Origin of the sequence: Micromonospora sp. GCM10011542, assembly GCF_042650685.1 — a bacterium.
Lineage (GTDB): Bacteria > Actinomycetota > Actinomycetes > Mycobacteriales > Micromonosporaceae > Micromonospora.
Genome location: NZ_JBHSBO010000040.1, coordinates 308,185 through 322,131 on the forward strand (window position 1 = coordinate 308,185; position 13,947 = coordinate 322,131).

At 69.0% G+C, this 13,947-nt stretch carries 10 protein-coding genes; 8 read left to right on the top strand and 2 right to left on the bottom strand.

Features of this window, described 5'->3' with window-relative positions; genetic code table 11:
- Positions 1–77 precede the first annotated feature (77 nt).
- The 4 genes from ACFOW4_RS14830 (at position 78) to ACFOW4_RS14845 (ending at position 6,101) form a co-directional block, all read left to right on the top strand.
- Entirely contained in the window at positions 78–380 is a 303-nt protein-coding gene (locus tag ACFOW4_RS14830) for a hypothetical protein (protein ID WP_377527930.1), read from the top strand.
- On the top strand, positions 377–2,014 hold the full coding sequence (locus ACFOW4_RS14835; RefSeq protein ID WP_377527932.1) for an amidase: 1,638 nt from the start codon (positions 377–379) through the stop codon (positions 2,012–2,014). Before ACFOW4_RS14830 ends, ACFOW4_RS14835 begins: the two co-directional genes overlap by 4 nt.
- Before the next feature lie 189 nt (positions 2,015–2,203).
- Positions 2,204–4,792, top strand: coding sequence for a M14 family zinc carboxypeptidase (locus tag ACFOW4_RS14840; protein ID WP_377527934.1), 2,589 nt, complete (start codon positions 2,204–2,206; stop codon positions 4,790–4,792).
- A gap of 250 nt (positions 4,793–5,042) precedes the next feature.
- Positions 5,043–6,101: an IS110 family transposase gene (locus ACFOW4_RS14845; protein ID WP_377527936.1), complete on the top strand. Its 1,059-nt coding sequence runs from the start codon at positions 5,043–5,045 to the stop codon at positions 6,099–6,101.
- Between the two features lie 342 nt (positions 6,102–6,443).
- On the opposite strand, the gene ACFOW4_RS14850 is transcribed toward ACFOW4_RS14845, so the two are convergent.
- Positions 6,444–7,589 carry a hypothetical protein gene (locus ACFOW4_RS14850; RefSeq protein WP_377527938.1) on the bottom strand — a complete coding sequence of 382 codons (1,146 nt, stop codon included), beginning with the start codon at positions 7,587–7,589 and terminating at the stop codon, positions 6,444–6,446.
- Positions 7,590–7,893: 304 nt separating this feature from the next.
- On the opposite strand from ACFOW4_RS14850, the gene ACFOW4_RS14855 reads away from it, so the two are divergent.
- The 4 genes from ACFOW4_RS14855 to ACFOW4_RS14870 all read left to right on the top strand — a co-directional run bounded on the left by ACFOW4_RS14855 (position 7,894) and on the right by ACFOW4_RS14870 (position 11,887).
- Positions 7,894–9,426, top strand: a complete 1,533-nt coding sequence (locus tag ACFOW4_RS14855; RefSeq protein ID WP_377527940.1) for an amino acid permease — start codon at positions 7,894–7,896, stop codon at positions 9,424–9,426.
- Between the two features lie 61 nt (positions 9,427–9,487).
- Positions 9,488–10,234, top strand: a complete 747-nt coding sequence (locus tag ACFOW4_RS14860; RefSeq protein ID WP_377527942.1) for a hypothetical protein — start codon at positions 9,488–9,490, stop codon at positions 10,232–10,234.
- A 127-nt stretch (positions 10,235–10,361) separates the two neighbouring features.
- Entirely contained in the window at positions 10,362–10,886 is a 525-nt protein-coding gene (locus tag ACFOW4_RS14865; protein WP_377527944.1) for a hypothetical protein, read from the top strand.
- Positions 10,886–11,887, top strand: a complete 1,002-nt coding sequence (locus ACFOW4_RS14870) for a DUF5937 family protein (protein WP_377527946.1) — start codon at positions 10,886–10,888, stop codon at positions 11,885–11,887. Before ACFOW4_RS14865 ends, ACFOW4_RS14870 begins: the two co-directional genes overlap by 1 nt.
- Positions 11,888–11,962: 75 nt before the next feature.
- On the opposite strand, the gene ACFOW4_RS14875 is transcribed toward ACFOW4_RS14870, so the two are convergent.
- Positions 11,963–13,846 (bottom strand): Xaa-Pro dipeptidyl-peptidase, encoded by a 1,884-nt coding sequence (locus ACFOW4_RS14875; RefSeq protein WP_377527948.1) that lies wholly within the window; start codon positions 13,844–13,846, stop codon positions 11,963–11,965.
- Positions 13,847–13,947 lie beyond the last annotated feature (101 nt).

Below are 13,947 nucleotides of genomic sequence, written 5' to 3' on the forward strand. Positions count from 1 at the left end.
CAGAGATCGCGACCGGCCTACGTTCAGGTCACTTGACCGGAACACGCGACACGCTTGTCGCCGGACCTGGGAGCGTCATGGCACCTACACCGCCGACGGATGCGGAACTCAACGTTTTGATCCGCGCCCGCCTCGCCGCACTTGGCATCGACCTCGACCAACTTCCGCCCGGCACCGCCCCTGACCCGGAGACCGGCTCGCCCGGCCGGGACTCGGTGCTCGCCTCGCTGCGCTCCTTCGTGCGGGGCACCGTGGCGACGCTCGCCGCCTACCAGTTGCCCGCTCCGAGTGGCACCGATCCCGATGTCGCGATCGCGCTGTCACAGCAGCACGTGCCGGTCCTCTACCCTGCGAACAGCACCGAATGGCGGAAGTCATGACGGCCGAACCACTCGATCGCACGGTCGACCGCCGGGCGTTCCTGGCCCGCGCCGCCGCGCTCGCCACCGCCTCCGCAGTGGGCGCCACCGTCGCCCTGCCCGAGGTGGCGCTGGCGGTCGGCACCCGGTCCAGCAACACCGGGTTGGGCACCAGGATGCGGGCGCTGGACCAGCCCAACGCCTACGTCGAGCCCCGGCCGGAGGCGCGTGCCGACCCGACCGAACTCACCATCGCCGAGGCGGCCTGGCTCATCCGCGCCGGCAAGCTCAGCCCGCTCCAGTTGGTCGAGGCGCTCCTGGGCCGCATCTCCCGGCACGACGGCACCTACCAGGCGTTCAACCTGGTGCTCGCAGACGCAGCCGGTGCGGCGGCGCGCGACGCCGCACACGGGCATCGGCGCGGCGTGCTGCACGGCATCCCGTTGGCAGTCAAGGACAACTACTACACCGAGGGGGTCCGCACCACCGCGAACTCTTTCCTGTTCCGCGACTTCGTTCCGCCGTACGACGCGACCGCGGTGACCCGGCTGAAGGCCAGCGGCGCGATCGTGCTCGGCAAGACCCAGATGGGTCCGTTGGCGACCACCCGCGCCACCACGCCGGCCGGTGTGATCACCACGGTGAACGCCTGGGCGCCGACCAACCGCGGCACCGACCCGGGCGGGTCGTCCACCGGCACGGCCACCGCGGTGGCCGGTCGGATGGCCACCTCCGGCATCGGCACGCAGACCGGCGGCTCGATCACCGGCCCGTCCAACGCGCAGAACCTGACCGGCCTCAAGCCGACCATGGGCCGGGTCTCGGCGGCCGGCATCATCCCGCTCACCTACACCCGCGACCACCCCGGCCCCTTGGCGCGGGACGCCAAGGACGCCGCGATCATGCTGACCGCGATGGCCGGCGAGGACCCCGCGGACCCGCGCAGCCAGGGCCTGCCCGACGTACCTAACCTCATCGACGCGGCGAGCCCGGTGTACCAGGGAAAGCGCGTCAGGCTGCGCTGGGAGACCCGGATCGGTGTGCTGCCGGGCTTCGTCAGCGGGACCTCGCCCACCGCGCTGGCCCGGGCGGCGTACCTGGCACAGCTCGCCGAGATCCCCGGCGTCACGCTGGTGGACGTGCCGCTGCCGGAAGAGTGGAGCGTGCTGACCGGCAATACCTTCAACAACGCCCGGCTACCCGAGCGCAGCGAGCCGTTCATGCCGTACCTGCGTACGGACCTGCGCGGTTTCGGGGTGTCGGTGACCAGTTGGCTGCAGGGAGCGCTGATGGGGGGCAACGAGTTCATCACCAGCCAGCGGGCCCGGCTGCTGCTGATGGATCGGGTGCTTCACGACCTCTTCGACGCCTGCGACGTGGTGGTGCAGACCGACCCGGTGCCCTTCGACATCCTGGGCCTGCCGGAGATCGCCTTCCCGATCGGGTCCACCGCTGCCGGGCTGCCGATCGGCACCATCCTGGGCGGCCTGCCGTACGCCGAGGACCGGCTGTTGTCGGTGGTGGCCGCGTACCAGGCGGTGACGGACTGGCATCTGCGGCGGCCCGCCGACCCGCCCACCGCCGCCGCGCGGGGTGCGGCTCCCGCCGGAGCGCTCCGCCTGACCGCCGAGGAGGTCGCCGAGCTCAGTCAGTGACGTGCGAAGGGCGGGCGGTCGATGCCCGCCCTTCGGCATCTCATCGACGCCGGTGCCCGCCTCAAGATTTGCTCAATTGCCACCCGGGGGGCTCCAGATATCGATTGCAGCCTGTTGAATCAAGCCATCCGAGTTGGCGCGGCCGCCCCTGCCGGACCCTTTTCCGCCGTTACTGCGAAGGGGTATCAGGTGAAACTAAGACTGTCTCGGACCGTGGTGCCGGTCGTGTGCGCGCTGGCTCTCGCCGGTACGCCGGTGTTGACGTCGGCGACCAACGCTACCGCCTCGAACCGCGTACCGAAGCCTGAGTCGGTAATTGGCTGGACGCCGTGTGCCGACTACAAGCTCGCCACCTACGAGCAAATCGCCGACTACTACCGGGCGCTCGACCGGGCCAGCGACCGGATGAAGCTGGTTGAGATCGGCAAGACCAGCGAGGGGCGGCCACAGCTGATGGCGATCGTCTCCTCCGAGAAGAACCTCAAGGAGGCGAACCTCCGGCGCTACCGGGAAACCTCGGTGAAGCTCTCCCAGGGCGACTCGCTTTCCGAGTCCGAGGCGCGTGCCCTGGCGAAGAACGGCAAGGCCGTCGCCTGGGTCGATTTCGGCATCCACTCGACCGAGGTCGCTGGGCACCAGACCGCCCCGCAGTTCGCCTACGACCTGTTGACCAGCGAGACGCCCGAGGCGCGGGCGATCCGGGACAATGTCGTCACCCTGTTGGTGCCGAACGTCAACCCGGACGGGGGCACGAAGGTCGCCGAGTGGTACCGGCAGAACCTGGGTGGGCCCTACCAGGATGCCGGCTATCCGGAGCTGTACCAGAAGTACGCGGGGCACGACAACAACCGTGACTGGTACATGTTCAACCTGCAGGAGACGCAGAACGTCGGGCGGCAGCTGTTCCACGAGTGGATCCCGCAGGTGATGCACAACGTGCACCAGACCGCGGTCTTTCCCGCCCGGATCAGCATTCCGCCCTATGAGGACCCGCTGAACCCGAACATCCACCCCCAGGTGGTGCGGGGCGTCAACATCGTCGGTGACGCGATGGGACAGCGGCTGGATCGCGAGGGCAAGGGCGGAGCGCTGGCCCGCCAGTCGTACGACATCTGGTGGAACGGCGGCGCCCGGACCGCGCCGTACTACCACAACCAGATCGGCATCCTCACCGAGACCGCGCACGCCTCGGCGACGCCGAAGGTCTACGACCCCGCGACCTTCCCGAAGACCTTCGCGGACGGCACCTCCACCAGCCAGCCGTCGGTCTTCTACCCCAGCCCGTGGAAGGGCGGCGAGTGGCACCTGTCGCAGAGCTGCGACTACATCAAGACCGCCTCGTGGGCGATGCTGCGCGTGGCCAGCGACGACCGGGAGGCCCTGCTCTACGGCGCGGCGCAGATGGCCCAGGACGGGGCACGCAACGGCGCCTCGACCACCTACGTGATCCCCGCGGACCAGGCGGACTTCCCGACCGCCACCAAGCTCGTGGACAAGCTGCGCTGGAACAACATCCGGGTCGAGCGGGCGGTGAAACCGTTCACGGTGGGCAAGCGCGCGTACCCGGCGGGCAGCTACCTCGTCCGTGAGGCGCAGCCCTACCGGGCGGCGGTGCTGGACCTGCTCAACCCGCAGGTCTACCCGGACCGGCGGCTCTACCCCGGCGGCCCGCTCGAGCCGCCGTACGACATCACCGGATACACGCTGTCGTTCCAGATGGGCGTCACCGTCGACAAGCTCAACCAGGCCGTGCAGGCCAACACCGTCCAAGTCGACCGGCCGATGGTGCCGAACGGCACGGTGGCGGGCGCGCCGACGTACGCGTACGCCCTCGACCCCCGGGTCAACGACAGCTCGGCCGCCGTGAACGCCCTGCTCGCGGCGGGGGAGAAGGTCCAGTACAGCAGCGCTCAGGTGACCACCCGCAGCGGCAAGCTCCCGGCCGGGACGTTCCTGGTCACGCCGCGTCCGGGCACCGACGCGCGGGTGACGGCGCTGGCCACCCGGTTCGGGCTCAGCATCGCCGCGGTGGACGCGAAGCCGGCGAAGGTGCGGCAACTGGTCGCGCCCCGAATCGGCCTGTACGACGGCTTCAACAACTACGACGAGGGTTGGACCCGGCTGATCCTGGACCAGTTCGGCTTCCGGTACGAGAAGCTGACCAACGCGTTGGTCCGGGCCGGTGACCTGCGGGCGAGGTTCGACACGATCGTGCTGCCCGACGCCACGTACAACTCGATGCGCAACGGCCGGGCGGCCGGCTCGCTGCCGCCGCAGTACACCGGCGGAATGACGGACGCCGGTGTGGCCAACCTGAAGGCGTTCGTCGAGGCGGGCGGCACGGTGGTGACCCTGAACCGGGCTGCCCAGCTGCCGATCAAGGCGTTCGACGTGCCGGTCAAGGACGTCACCGAAGGGGTGGAGGAAATTAAGTACAACATCCCGGGTTCGGTGCTCAACCTCAACGTCGACGCCGGTGATCCGGTCGGCGCCGGGTTCGGCGCGACCACGTCGGCGTTCGTCGCCGACGGGCCGGCGTTCGAGGTCGAGGACGGCGCCGAGGGTGTCACGGTGGGGGCCACCTGGCCGAAGACCAACCTGCTGAAGAGCGGCTTCCTCCTCGGTGAGGACGTCATCGGCGGCAAGGCGGCCGTGGTGACCGCGAAGGTGGGCGACGGGCAGGTGGTGATGATCGGCTTCAAGCCGCAGCACCGGGCCCAGTCGCACGGCACCTATCGGATGCTGTTCAACGCGATGTACCTGGGCGGTCAGCGCTGACTGTGAGCATGGCGGGGTCGGCTCGGCAGTGGTGAGCTGATAGCTGGCAGCGGTGGGTGTGACTCTTGCTCTGACTGGTTTCGTGCCTTCGACCGGACTTGTCCACCTGCTGCTGCCGGCGCCGGCCCGGCGGGAGACGTTGGCCTGATCAGGAGCTTGACCGCCAGTTAGTGGCTGGCGTGTCTCATCACAGTCCTGCCATCTCCGCACCGGACCGGAGCGTTGCGTCCCCACGGTGAGGAGAGAACGCATGTCCATGCTGACAGAACTGGTCGAGGTCGTCATCGGGGTCGACACCCACAAAGACACCCACACCGCCGCGCTGCTCGATACCCGCACCGGTGGGGTCCTCGCCAGAGCCACGGTGAGCACCGACCCAGACGGCTACGCCGAGCTGGTGGCCCTGGCCGAGCAGCATTCGGGGCTGCGGGCCTGGGCGCTGGAGGGCTCCGGCGGCTACGGCGCTGGTCTAGCCCGACACCTGGCCGACGCCGGGGAGCTGGTCGTCGAGCTGGACCGGCCACTGCGCCCGACCCGCCGCGCGGGGGCGAAGTCCGATCCGATCGACGCCGAACGCGCCGCCCGCGACGCCCTGGCCCGCACCCGCCTGGCCCAGCCCAAGACCGGCCCCGAACGGGCCGCACTGCAGGCACGGCTGACCGCCCGCCGGGCAGCCGTGGAAGCCAGCGCCACCACCCAGCGGCAGCTGCATGCTCTGGTGATCACCGCTCCCGAGGTGGTGCGGGCCCGCTTCCGCGGCCAGAGCACCCGGGCCATGCTCACCACCGCCACCCGACTACGCCCCACCACCAGCGCCGGCATCGAAGTGTCCACCAGCCTGGCCGTGTGGCGCGACCTCGCTCGCCGCGTCCGCTTCCTCGAAGCAGAAGCCGCCGAACACGAAAAAGCGATCCGCGCGATCGTCCGCTCCTGGCGACCTGACCTGCTCGACCTCACCGGCGTCGGACCGATCGTCGCCGCCACCGTGCTCACCGCCTGGTCCCACCCCGGACGCTGCCGCAACGACGCCGCGTTCGCCATGCTCGCCGGCGCCGCCCCGATTCCCGCGTCCTCCGGCAAAACCGTCCGCTACCGACTCAACCGATCCGGCGACCGTCAACTCAACCGCGCCCTGCACACCATCGTCCTGACCCGCCTACAACGCGACGAGGACACCCGCGCCTACGCCGAACGCCGCCGCGCCCAAGGCAAAACCGACCGCGAGATCAAACGCTGCCTCAAACGCTACGTCGCCCGCGAAATCTACCGACGCCTCGAAACCCCACCCCAACCACTTGACGCGGCATAGGAGCGTCCTGACGTCGGTCGTGGTGGCCGGGCGCGCTCCTGCGCCCGGCCACCACCCCGGTTCGAGGGCCGGCACCTCAGGTGTGTCGGCCGTCGGCGCCAAGCAGGAGGCCGGGCTGCTCGCCCGGACTAGCTTGATCTTTAACCTGTGCGGCGTGGCCTCGAGTTATTCGAGGTTTTGGCTACCACTCTGCTCGCCGGTCGCCCGGAAGCCCAGCTTCAGGTAGCACTCCTCCGGACCTCCTGCGGGACGTCCGGATTACCGGCCCACGGGATGCCGAGGAAGGCCATCACAGAGCCGCCACCCGAGGCGGATCGGTGGCGGATCGGCGTCCGAAGGGACCTACGGCGAGACTCGGACCTCGACCGAGCTGATGAACCATCGAAAGTCGGACGTGCTGTGAATGGACACGTCGTTGGTGCCGCTGATGTCGAACGAGCGCGTCCCGGCGCAGACAATGACGGGCTGGCCCGCCGGCACCGGTCCTGCGCTGAACAACTGCGCAAAGTAGTGCGCGCCACGAGTCAGTTTCTCCTGCAGGAAACTCTCGTCGTCGTCGGTCCGCTCGTTGAATACCGACATCTCGGCATATGACGGCTCGGACACGTTGGGGTGCAGGACGTCGAGCATCAGGGAGTTGCTCTGGCCGGTGTGAGAGTTCGACCATCCCCATTCGTCCTCGGTTTCGAGGCGGTGGGTAGCCTCGACGCATTGTGCGTCGATGAGGACCTCGATCAGACCTGTCGTTGGCGGTACGAAGGCGAATGCTATCGCGCTGAATGCGTCTCCGGAGGCGTAGTCGAAGCTGCCGGCGTCGCTGTTGTCCATCGTGATGGAGATTCCCACGTCTCCGACCGACGGGTTCAGGGTGTGGATCCGATCAACGACGAAGTTGTCGTTGTGCACCGGGAGGAAGCCGAAGTTGAACCCGAAGAACGGCGGCCGGAAGACTTCCCACCTGTGCGGGCCCTGGCTGTCGTCGGGTTCGAAGATGCCCCAGGGCAGCGCACGATCGTGGAATGGAGACAGGCGCAACCATTTGTCGAGGTTGTTCGAGAGATGGAAGCCGGGGCTGATCTTGTCGTGGGTCATGAAGACCTCGGCTAGCCCATCGTGGTAGTCCTTCGCTATCTCGGCGATCGCGTCGCGCCTGATGTCTCGGCTCCGCAGGAATGCCTCGGCCCGCTGTTTCCTGGCTTTGTTCAGTTTGCCGTAGCTCGACGTCAACCCTTGGGGTGGCTGAAGCAGGTCACGAAGAGTCAGCCGTTCCTGCCGCATCAGGTTCCTCAGGTCCGCCCAGTTGTCGTCACCTAGCAGGCGCCGCAGCCGATGGTCTGCATTGGCCGACAGTTTGGCAGCTTTGCTGCTGCGCTTTTTGGTGATCGCCCGGAGCCGCTGATCACGCTCCTCGGCTGCCGCATCCGCCGATCGCTGGGCTTCTGCTGGGAACCGGCGAAAATTCCGAATGTTTTTACCGGTGCTGACCACGTGAACCACCCCATCAAGCCTGCCTACATGCTGCTTCACGTCTCGCCGGGTGGCCATGCAGGTTGTGCCATTTTTGCAACGCCAGTGTCAAACGGCACTAGGCAAACTCTCTCCGAGCATGATCCGAACGCTCAGGGACGCCAGCGTCGCCTTGCCGCAGTGTGCCGGGTCGAGCCGTGTCACCGGGTTCTTCCCGCCCGGCCCTGTACAGGAAGACGCGACGCGCCAGGTTTGTTCGTCCTGATTCGGGTCATTCGTGAGCCAGGGCAACATCAGGTCGGGGACATGGTGAGGTGGCTGCGTTGTGAACCTCTTGCGCAGAAAGTCGGTCGAGCAGTCGATACGCGACACGGAGCAGCCGGAGCACCGGCTTCGCAAGGATCTCTCCGGCCTGGATCTCACCGTGTTCGGCATCGGGGTCATCATCGGTACGGGCATCTTCGTGCTGACCGGGGTGGCCGCGAACCAGACTGCCGGGCCGGCGGTCGCGCTGTCCTTCGTCGTGGCCGGTGTCGCGTGCGCGCTGGCGGCGCTGTGCTACGCGGAGTTCGCATCCACCGTGCCGGTCGCCGGCAGCGCCTACACCTACTCGTACGCGGCGCTCGGCGAGCTGATCGCGTGGATCATCGGCTGGGACCTCATCCTGGAGTTCGTCCTCGCCGCCGCGGTGGTGGCCGTGGGCTGGTCGCAGTACTTCGCGCTGCTCCTCGATACGCTAGGGGTGACGCTGCCGCCCGCCATCACCGGGGGCGAGGGCGGCGCGTTCAACCTGCCCGCCGCGTTGATCGTGTTGATCCTCACCGCGGTCCTGGTCGCCGGCATCAAGATCTCGTCGCGGCTGAACGCCGTGGTGGTCACCATCAAGGTGGCGGTGGTCCTCTTCGTGATCGTGGCCGGGCTGTTCTTCGTCAAGCGCGACAACTACACGCCGTTCGTCCCACCGGCCGAGCCGGCGTCGGGCGGATCCGGCGCCGACGCGACCCTGCTGGAGGCCGTCTTCGGGCAGGCCCCCGCCAACTTCGGGATCAGCGGCATCTTCGCAGCGGGTGCGCTGGTGTTCTTCGCGTTCATCGGCTTCGACATCGTGGCCACCGCGGCCGAGGAGACCCGGGTGCCGCGCCGCGACGTGCCGCGCGGGATCCTCGGTTCGCTGGCTGTCTGCACCACGCTCTACGTCGCGGTCTCGCTGGTGGTGGTGGGGATGCAGAACTACGCCGAGCTGGACACGGAGGCACCGCTGGCCGCGGCGTTCCAGGCCGTCGGGCAGCCGTTCATCGCCGACCTGATCACTGTCGGCGCTCTCGCCGGGCTGACCACAGTGGTGATGATCCTGATGCTGGGGCAGAGCCGGGTCGCGTTCGCGATGAGTCGTGACGGGTTGCTGCCGCGCTGGTTGGGGCGGGTGCATCCGCGCTTCGGCACCCCGCACCGGATCACCATCATCGTGGGCGTGGTGGTGGCCGTGCTCGCCGGGTTCATTCCGCTGGCGGAGCTCGCGGCTCTGGTCAACATCGGCACCCTGTTCGCGTTCGTCCTCGTCGCGGCGGCGGTCATCCTGTTGCGCCGTACCCGGCCGGACCTGCCTCGCGGTTTCCGCGTTCCCTGGGGACCGGTGATTCCGGTTCTCGCGATCGTCGCCTGCGTCGTGCTGATGCTGTTCCTCACCGTCGAGACCTGGCTGCGGTTCTTCGCCTGGATGGCGCTGGGATTCGTCGTCTACTTCCTCTACGGCCGTCGTCGCAGTCGCCTCGCCCATGACGGGCAGGACCGCCCGCCGATGCCGGGCCAGCCGGACCTCGACACCGGTTTCGGGTCCTCGTCGCCCCCGCCCGGCTGATCGTCCAGGCCCGAGGCTTGCTCTCGCGTTGGCCGCTGGCCGTTTCGGGTACCCGGCGCGGATGGCCGAACTGCTCGAGGACGGCGACATCTACTTCCTCTACCGACCCAGGGTGGAGGAGGAGCACGTCGACTCCCTGGACGAGGTGCAGCGGCTGCTGGTGGTGATGCACCCGTGGCAGGGGCGACACCTGCGGCTTCTTGTGGTCGGGCGCAAGCGCCTGCCCGATATCGACGAGCACGACCGGTTCTGGGCGTTCGTCGACGAGGTGGTGGAGCGGCCCGAGCAGTTGCACGAGGCGCTGCGGGCGCGCACGTACCGGACGAAGACCCGCGACCGGCGGGAGCAGCCGCCGTCGCGGCCGGCGGCGGAGGGCGCGTACGTGATCGCCCGGCACGACGACCACACCCACCTCGCGTACCAACTCGAACTTCCCCTGCGTCCCGGCCCGGCGCAGCACGATCTCAGCATCGAGTCGGAGGCGAGCTACATCGTCACGGTGAAGAATCCGCGGGCACCGTCGCCGCCCGGGGTCGGCCTGCGGGGATCGCAGAAGGTCACGCTGCCCGCCGCGTTGCAGGACACGTTCCACGGCCGTCGCTTCGCCCCGCTCGACCCGCCAAGCTTCCTCGACCATGCCGGCACCGAACTCGTCCTCATCGGCGCGGCGCACGACGCCTCCGAGGAGTTGCAGATCGACCTGGACGCCGAGGTCGACCGGGCGGAGCGCAGCACCATGCTCGGGGATCTGCGGATCGGGCGGCGGGAGCGCCCGGTCACGCCGCTGTTCGAGGGCGAGTGGGCGTAGCGCAACGAGATCCGTCGAGCGTCGCGCCGCGCGTCCATTCGACGTAGGTCTAATCGTGGTCGCCACGCCGTGACCCTGCACATCATGGGGCCGCCCGTGAGGATCACCCCTGGACCTAGGAGCAGCGATGCGTACGTTCGTCAAGGCACTGGCCGCGCTGAGCGCGGCACTGGTGGTGGCGGCCACTCAAACGACGGCCGCCGGGGCCGACCCCGGTGGGAGCTCGGGGTGGGTGCCGTACCAGACGCCGCCGTTCAACCTCGCCGCCGGAGTGAGTTGCTCGTTCGAACTCAACGGCGACATCGCGTACGACCACGAGCTCACCCGCGTCGTCGCCACGTTCCCCGATGGAACGCCCCGGGTGCAGGAGTTCCAGGGTGCGCTGGGGGTCCTCTTCACGAACGTCGGCAGCGGGGAGTCGGTCCAGCGCAACGCCTCCGGAACGTTGCGCGCCACCTTCCATGAGGGCGGCGGCAGCGACTGGCAGTTCAACGGCAATGGGCTCGCCGTAATCCGTAGCGGCAACCCCTCGTACCCGGCCGGCGTGTACCTCCTGTCCGGGTCCGTCCTCTACACCGTTCACCCGGACGGATCGCGGGAGTTCACCGTGCAGAATGGCACGATCGAAAACATGTGCCAGACTCTGACCTGATGATCCAGCTACGGCTCAGCTCTGCCGTACTGGCGCGGATGCGGTTCGCGTATTCGCCGCTGGCGGAGACCGCGAAAAGCCTCTACATCGTCAATTCGGGCAACGTCCATCCACTGCACCGCGGCTGGTACGAGCGGGTTCGGTCGGACCTGCCCCGGGTGGACGGCGAATTGCTCCGGGCGGTCGTCCCGCCCGGCGGGCATATCGCGGAGTTCCTGTTCGTGGGGGCGACCGACACGGCGACGACCATCGAGCAACAGCTCCAACTCGTCGCCGACTGGCCGCTGGAGCACTTCGTCAACGAGCTGGCGCAAGCGTGGCGCGCGGTGGGCATGTCGCCTGCCGCGCGTCGGCTCGTCGACCGGGGCGCGGACGCTCCACGGATGGTCGCCGACGCGCTCGAGCAGTACTGGCACGTCGCCATCGCGCCCTACTGGCCCCAGTTGCGCGCGGTCCTGGACGCCGACGTCGCCTACCGAACCAGAAGGCTCGCCAGGGGAGGCATCGCGGAGCTGATGCTCGATCTGCATCCCTCGATCAAGATGACCGAACACGCCATCCGGGTCGCGAGCCTCACCGAGGGCGACGTCGATGGTGGCGGTCTGACGCTGGTGCCCTGCGTGTTCGTGTGGCCGCACCTCTGGGTCGAGCTGGGCCTGGCCGGCCAGCCGAGTCTCACCTACGGTGCGCGTGGCATCGGCGACCTGTGGCAGGACAGCGTCGGTGCCGACGAGGAGGACCCGCTCGCCGCGCTGCTCGGCAGGAGCCGCGCCGAGATCCTGGTCAGCCTGAGGCTGCCGCGTTCGACGACGGACCTGGCTCGCTCGCTTCACCTGAGCGCACCGACCGTGAGCTCCCACCTGGCGATCCTGCGCCGTAGTGGCCTGGTCACCTGCTGGCGTCATGGGCGGCGGGTGCTCTACCAACGCACCTCGGCGGCGGCCACCATCGTCGCGGCCTCCGGGTACGGCGATGAGGTCGCCGAGCCCGGCCCGGCCTAGATCCACCAACGTGCATCGTGCCAGTCCCGCCGGTTCGCGGGGGCAGCCCGACCTGTCGGGCTGCCCCCACCTCGATCAGAACCCGAGTACGGCCCGTCCGCCGACCACCGGCAGGCGAAGCTCGCTGTCGTTGGGCGCGACGCGCAACTCGGTGCCGCCCAGCGGCAGCAGCGTGTACTCCTGGTCGCTGGAGAACACGACCACGCCGATGCGGTGGCCCGCCGGGAAGATGTAGTCCTTCGGCTCCAGGGTCCACCGGTAGTCGTACAGCTTGCCCTGCTTCACCGGCTGGGTGCGGGACGCGTCCTTGCGGTTCTGCGGGTCCATCCAGCCCCGGGTCACCACCTTCGGCGCGGCCGTCGAGCCGGCCGGGCCGTAGTCGACCAGGTACGCGGTCAGGTTCGCGTCCGGCTTGTTGTCGATCGCCATCCGCAGGCGCATCTCCGGACGGCCGGAGATGCGGACGTCCTGGGTCAGCGTGGGGGAGCGGTAGGCGAGCCGGTTCGGGCTGGCCGTGTCCGGGTTGGCGACCAGGGCGTCCGGGTGGATGGTCCGTCCCTCGTCCACGAAGCTCTGCTCGACCTTGCCCTTCGGCGCCTTACCGGAGGTGAGGGTGCCGGGGTTGGTGGCGTCGGTCGCGGCCAGATGCACCCCGACCTCACGGGCGGCCGGGTCGGGCCAGTTGGCGTACGTGGTGTAGACCCGGTCCTCGCGCTGGAGCACCGCGGTCGGCTCGTCCATGATCCCGTTGGGCACGTTCCACAGCCAGAAGTCGAACCAGCGGTTCTCGGTCTGCTTGTAGGTCCACGTGCGACCGTCGGGCAGGGTCACCGACGCGGCGCTGCCCGGGCCGCCGTGCCCGCCCTGGTGCAACCAGATCTTGCGGGGTACGTCGCGCTTGGCGAGCTCGTCCCACCAGCCGGCGAAGTGCTCGGTCTTCACGTTCCAGTCGTTGAGGCCGTGGACGACGAAGACGCTCGCCTCGACGTTCCGCGCGTCGAGGTAGTCGCGGTCCCGCCAGAACGTCGAGTAGTCGCCGGTGACCCGGTCCTGCTCGGCGGTGATCTTGGCGATCTCGTCGGCGCACTGGCCCTCGGCGCGCGCCTGCCCGGCGGTGAACTGGGCCAGGATGTCGGTGTCCTCGCCCTGGTACGTCCCGGGAGCCACGACCAGACCGTTGGCCCGGTAGTAGTCGTACCAGCTGCTGATCGCGGCGACCGGCACGATGGTCTTCAGGCCCTCGACGCCGGTGGTGGCCACCTGGTTGGGCAGGGTTCCGTTGTAGGAGGCGCCGGTCATGCCGACCGCGCCGGTGGTCCAGCCGGCGGTGACCGGTGCGCCGCTCGCGTCGTAGCCAGGCGCGCGCCCGTTCAGCCAGTCGATGACCGCCTTCGTGCCGAGCGTCTCGGCCTGGTCGCCGCTGGTCGGGCAGCCGTCCGAGTCGCCGGTGCCGACACTCTGGCCCAGCACCACCGCGTACCCCCGCGGCACGTAGTAGTCGTCCAGCGAGCCGGGCAGGTTGGCCTTCGCCAGCGCACGCTGGGCCTCGGCGTCAGTCGCGCGCAGGCCGGAGCGGCTGGTCGCGCCGTTCTGCGGCAGCTCGTCGACCAGCACGCTCGGGTACGGCACGTCGCCCCAGGTGCCCTTGCGGTACGGGCTGTGCTCGAAGATGACCGGCACCTTGAAGCCCTGCGTGGCGGTTTCCCGGGGCCGGGAGATGTCGATCGCCACCCGGTCGGGGCGGCCGTCGTGGTCGGTGTCCACCGGGGTCTGTACGTACACCCGCTCCTCGATCGCGTCGGCGAGCGAGAACACCGGTTGGGTCATGCCGTCACTGACCACGATGCCCGGTGACGCGGTGGTCGCGGGCTCGGCCGCGGCTGGTGTCGGGGTTGCAGTGAGGACCAGTGCGCCGGACACGCCGACGCTGAGTAGTGCCAGATGGGTGGGTCGACGCATGCGCGTCTCCCTTCGGTCGGGCTGATGGCCGGAGTCGACCAGGGACGGATCTCGTAGATCCATTGACCACATGCTAGGGCCGGTCGGCGTTCCCGTCGATC

Excerpts from the sequence above, each read along its gene's own strand:
- ACFOW4_RS14830 (WP_377527930.1), top strand. The coding sequence starts at position 78 with ATGGCACCTACACCGCCGACGGATGCGGAACTCAACGTTTTGATCCGC.
- ACFOW4_RS14835 (WP_377527932.1), top strand. The coding sequence starts at position 377 with ATGACGGCCGAACCACTCGATCGCACGGTCGACCGCCGGGCGTTCCTG.
- ACFOW4_RS14845 (WP_377527936.1), top strand. The coding sequence starts at position 5,043 with ATGTCCATGCTGACAGAACTGGTCGAGGTCGTCATCGGGGTCGACACC.
- ACFOW4_RS14860 (WP_377527942.1), top strand. The coding sequence starts at position 9,488 with ATGGCCGAACTGCTCGAGGACGGCGACATCTACTTCCTCTACCGACCC.
- ACFOW4_RS14865 (WP_377527944.1), top strand. The coding sequence starts at position 10,362 with ATGCGTACGTTCGTCAAGGCACTGGCCGCGCTGAGCGCGGCACTGGTG.
- ACFOW4_RS14870 (WP_377527946.1), top strand. The coding sequence starts at position 10,886 with ATGATCCAGCTACGGCTCAGCTCTGCCGTACTGGCGCGGATGCGGTTC.
- ACFOW4_RS14875 (WP_377527948.1), bottom strand. The coding sequence starts at position 13,846 with ATGCGTCGACCCACCCATCTGGCACTACTCAGCGTCGGCGTGTCCGGC.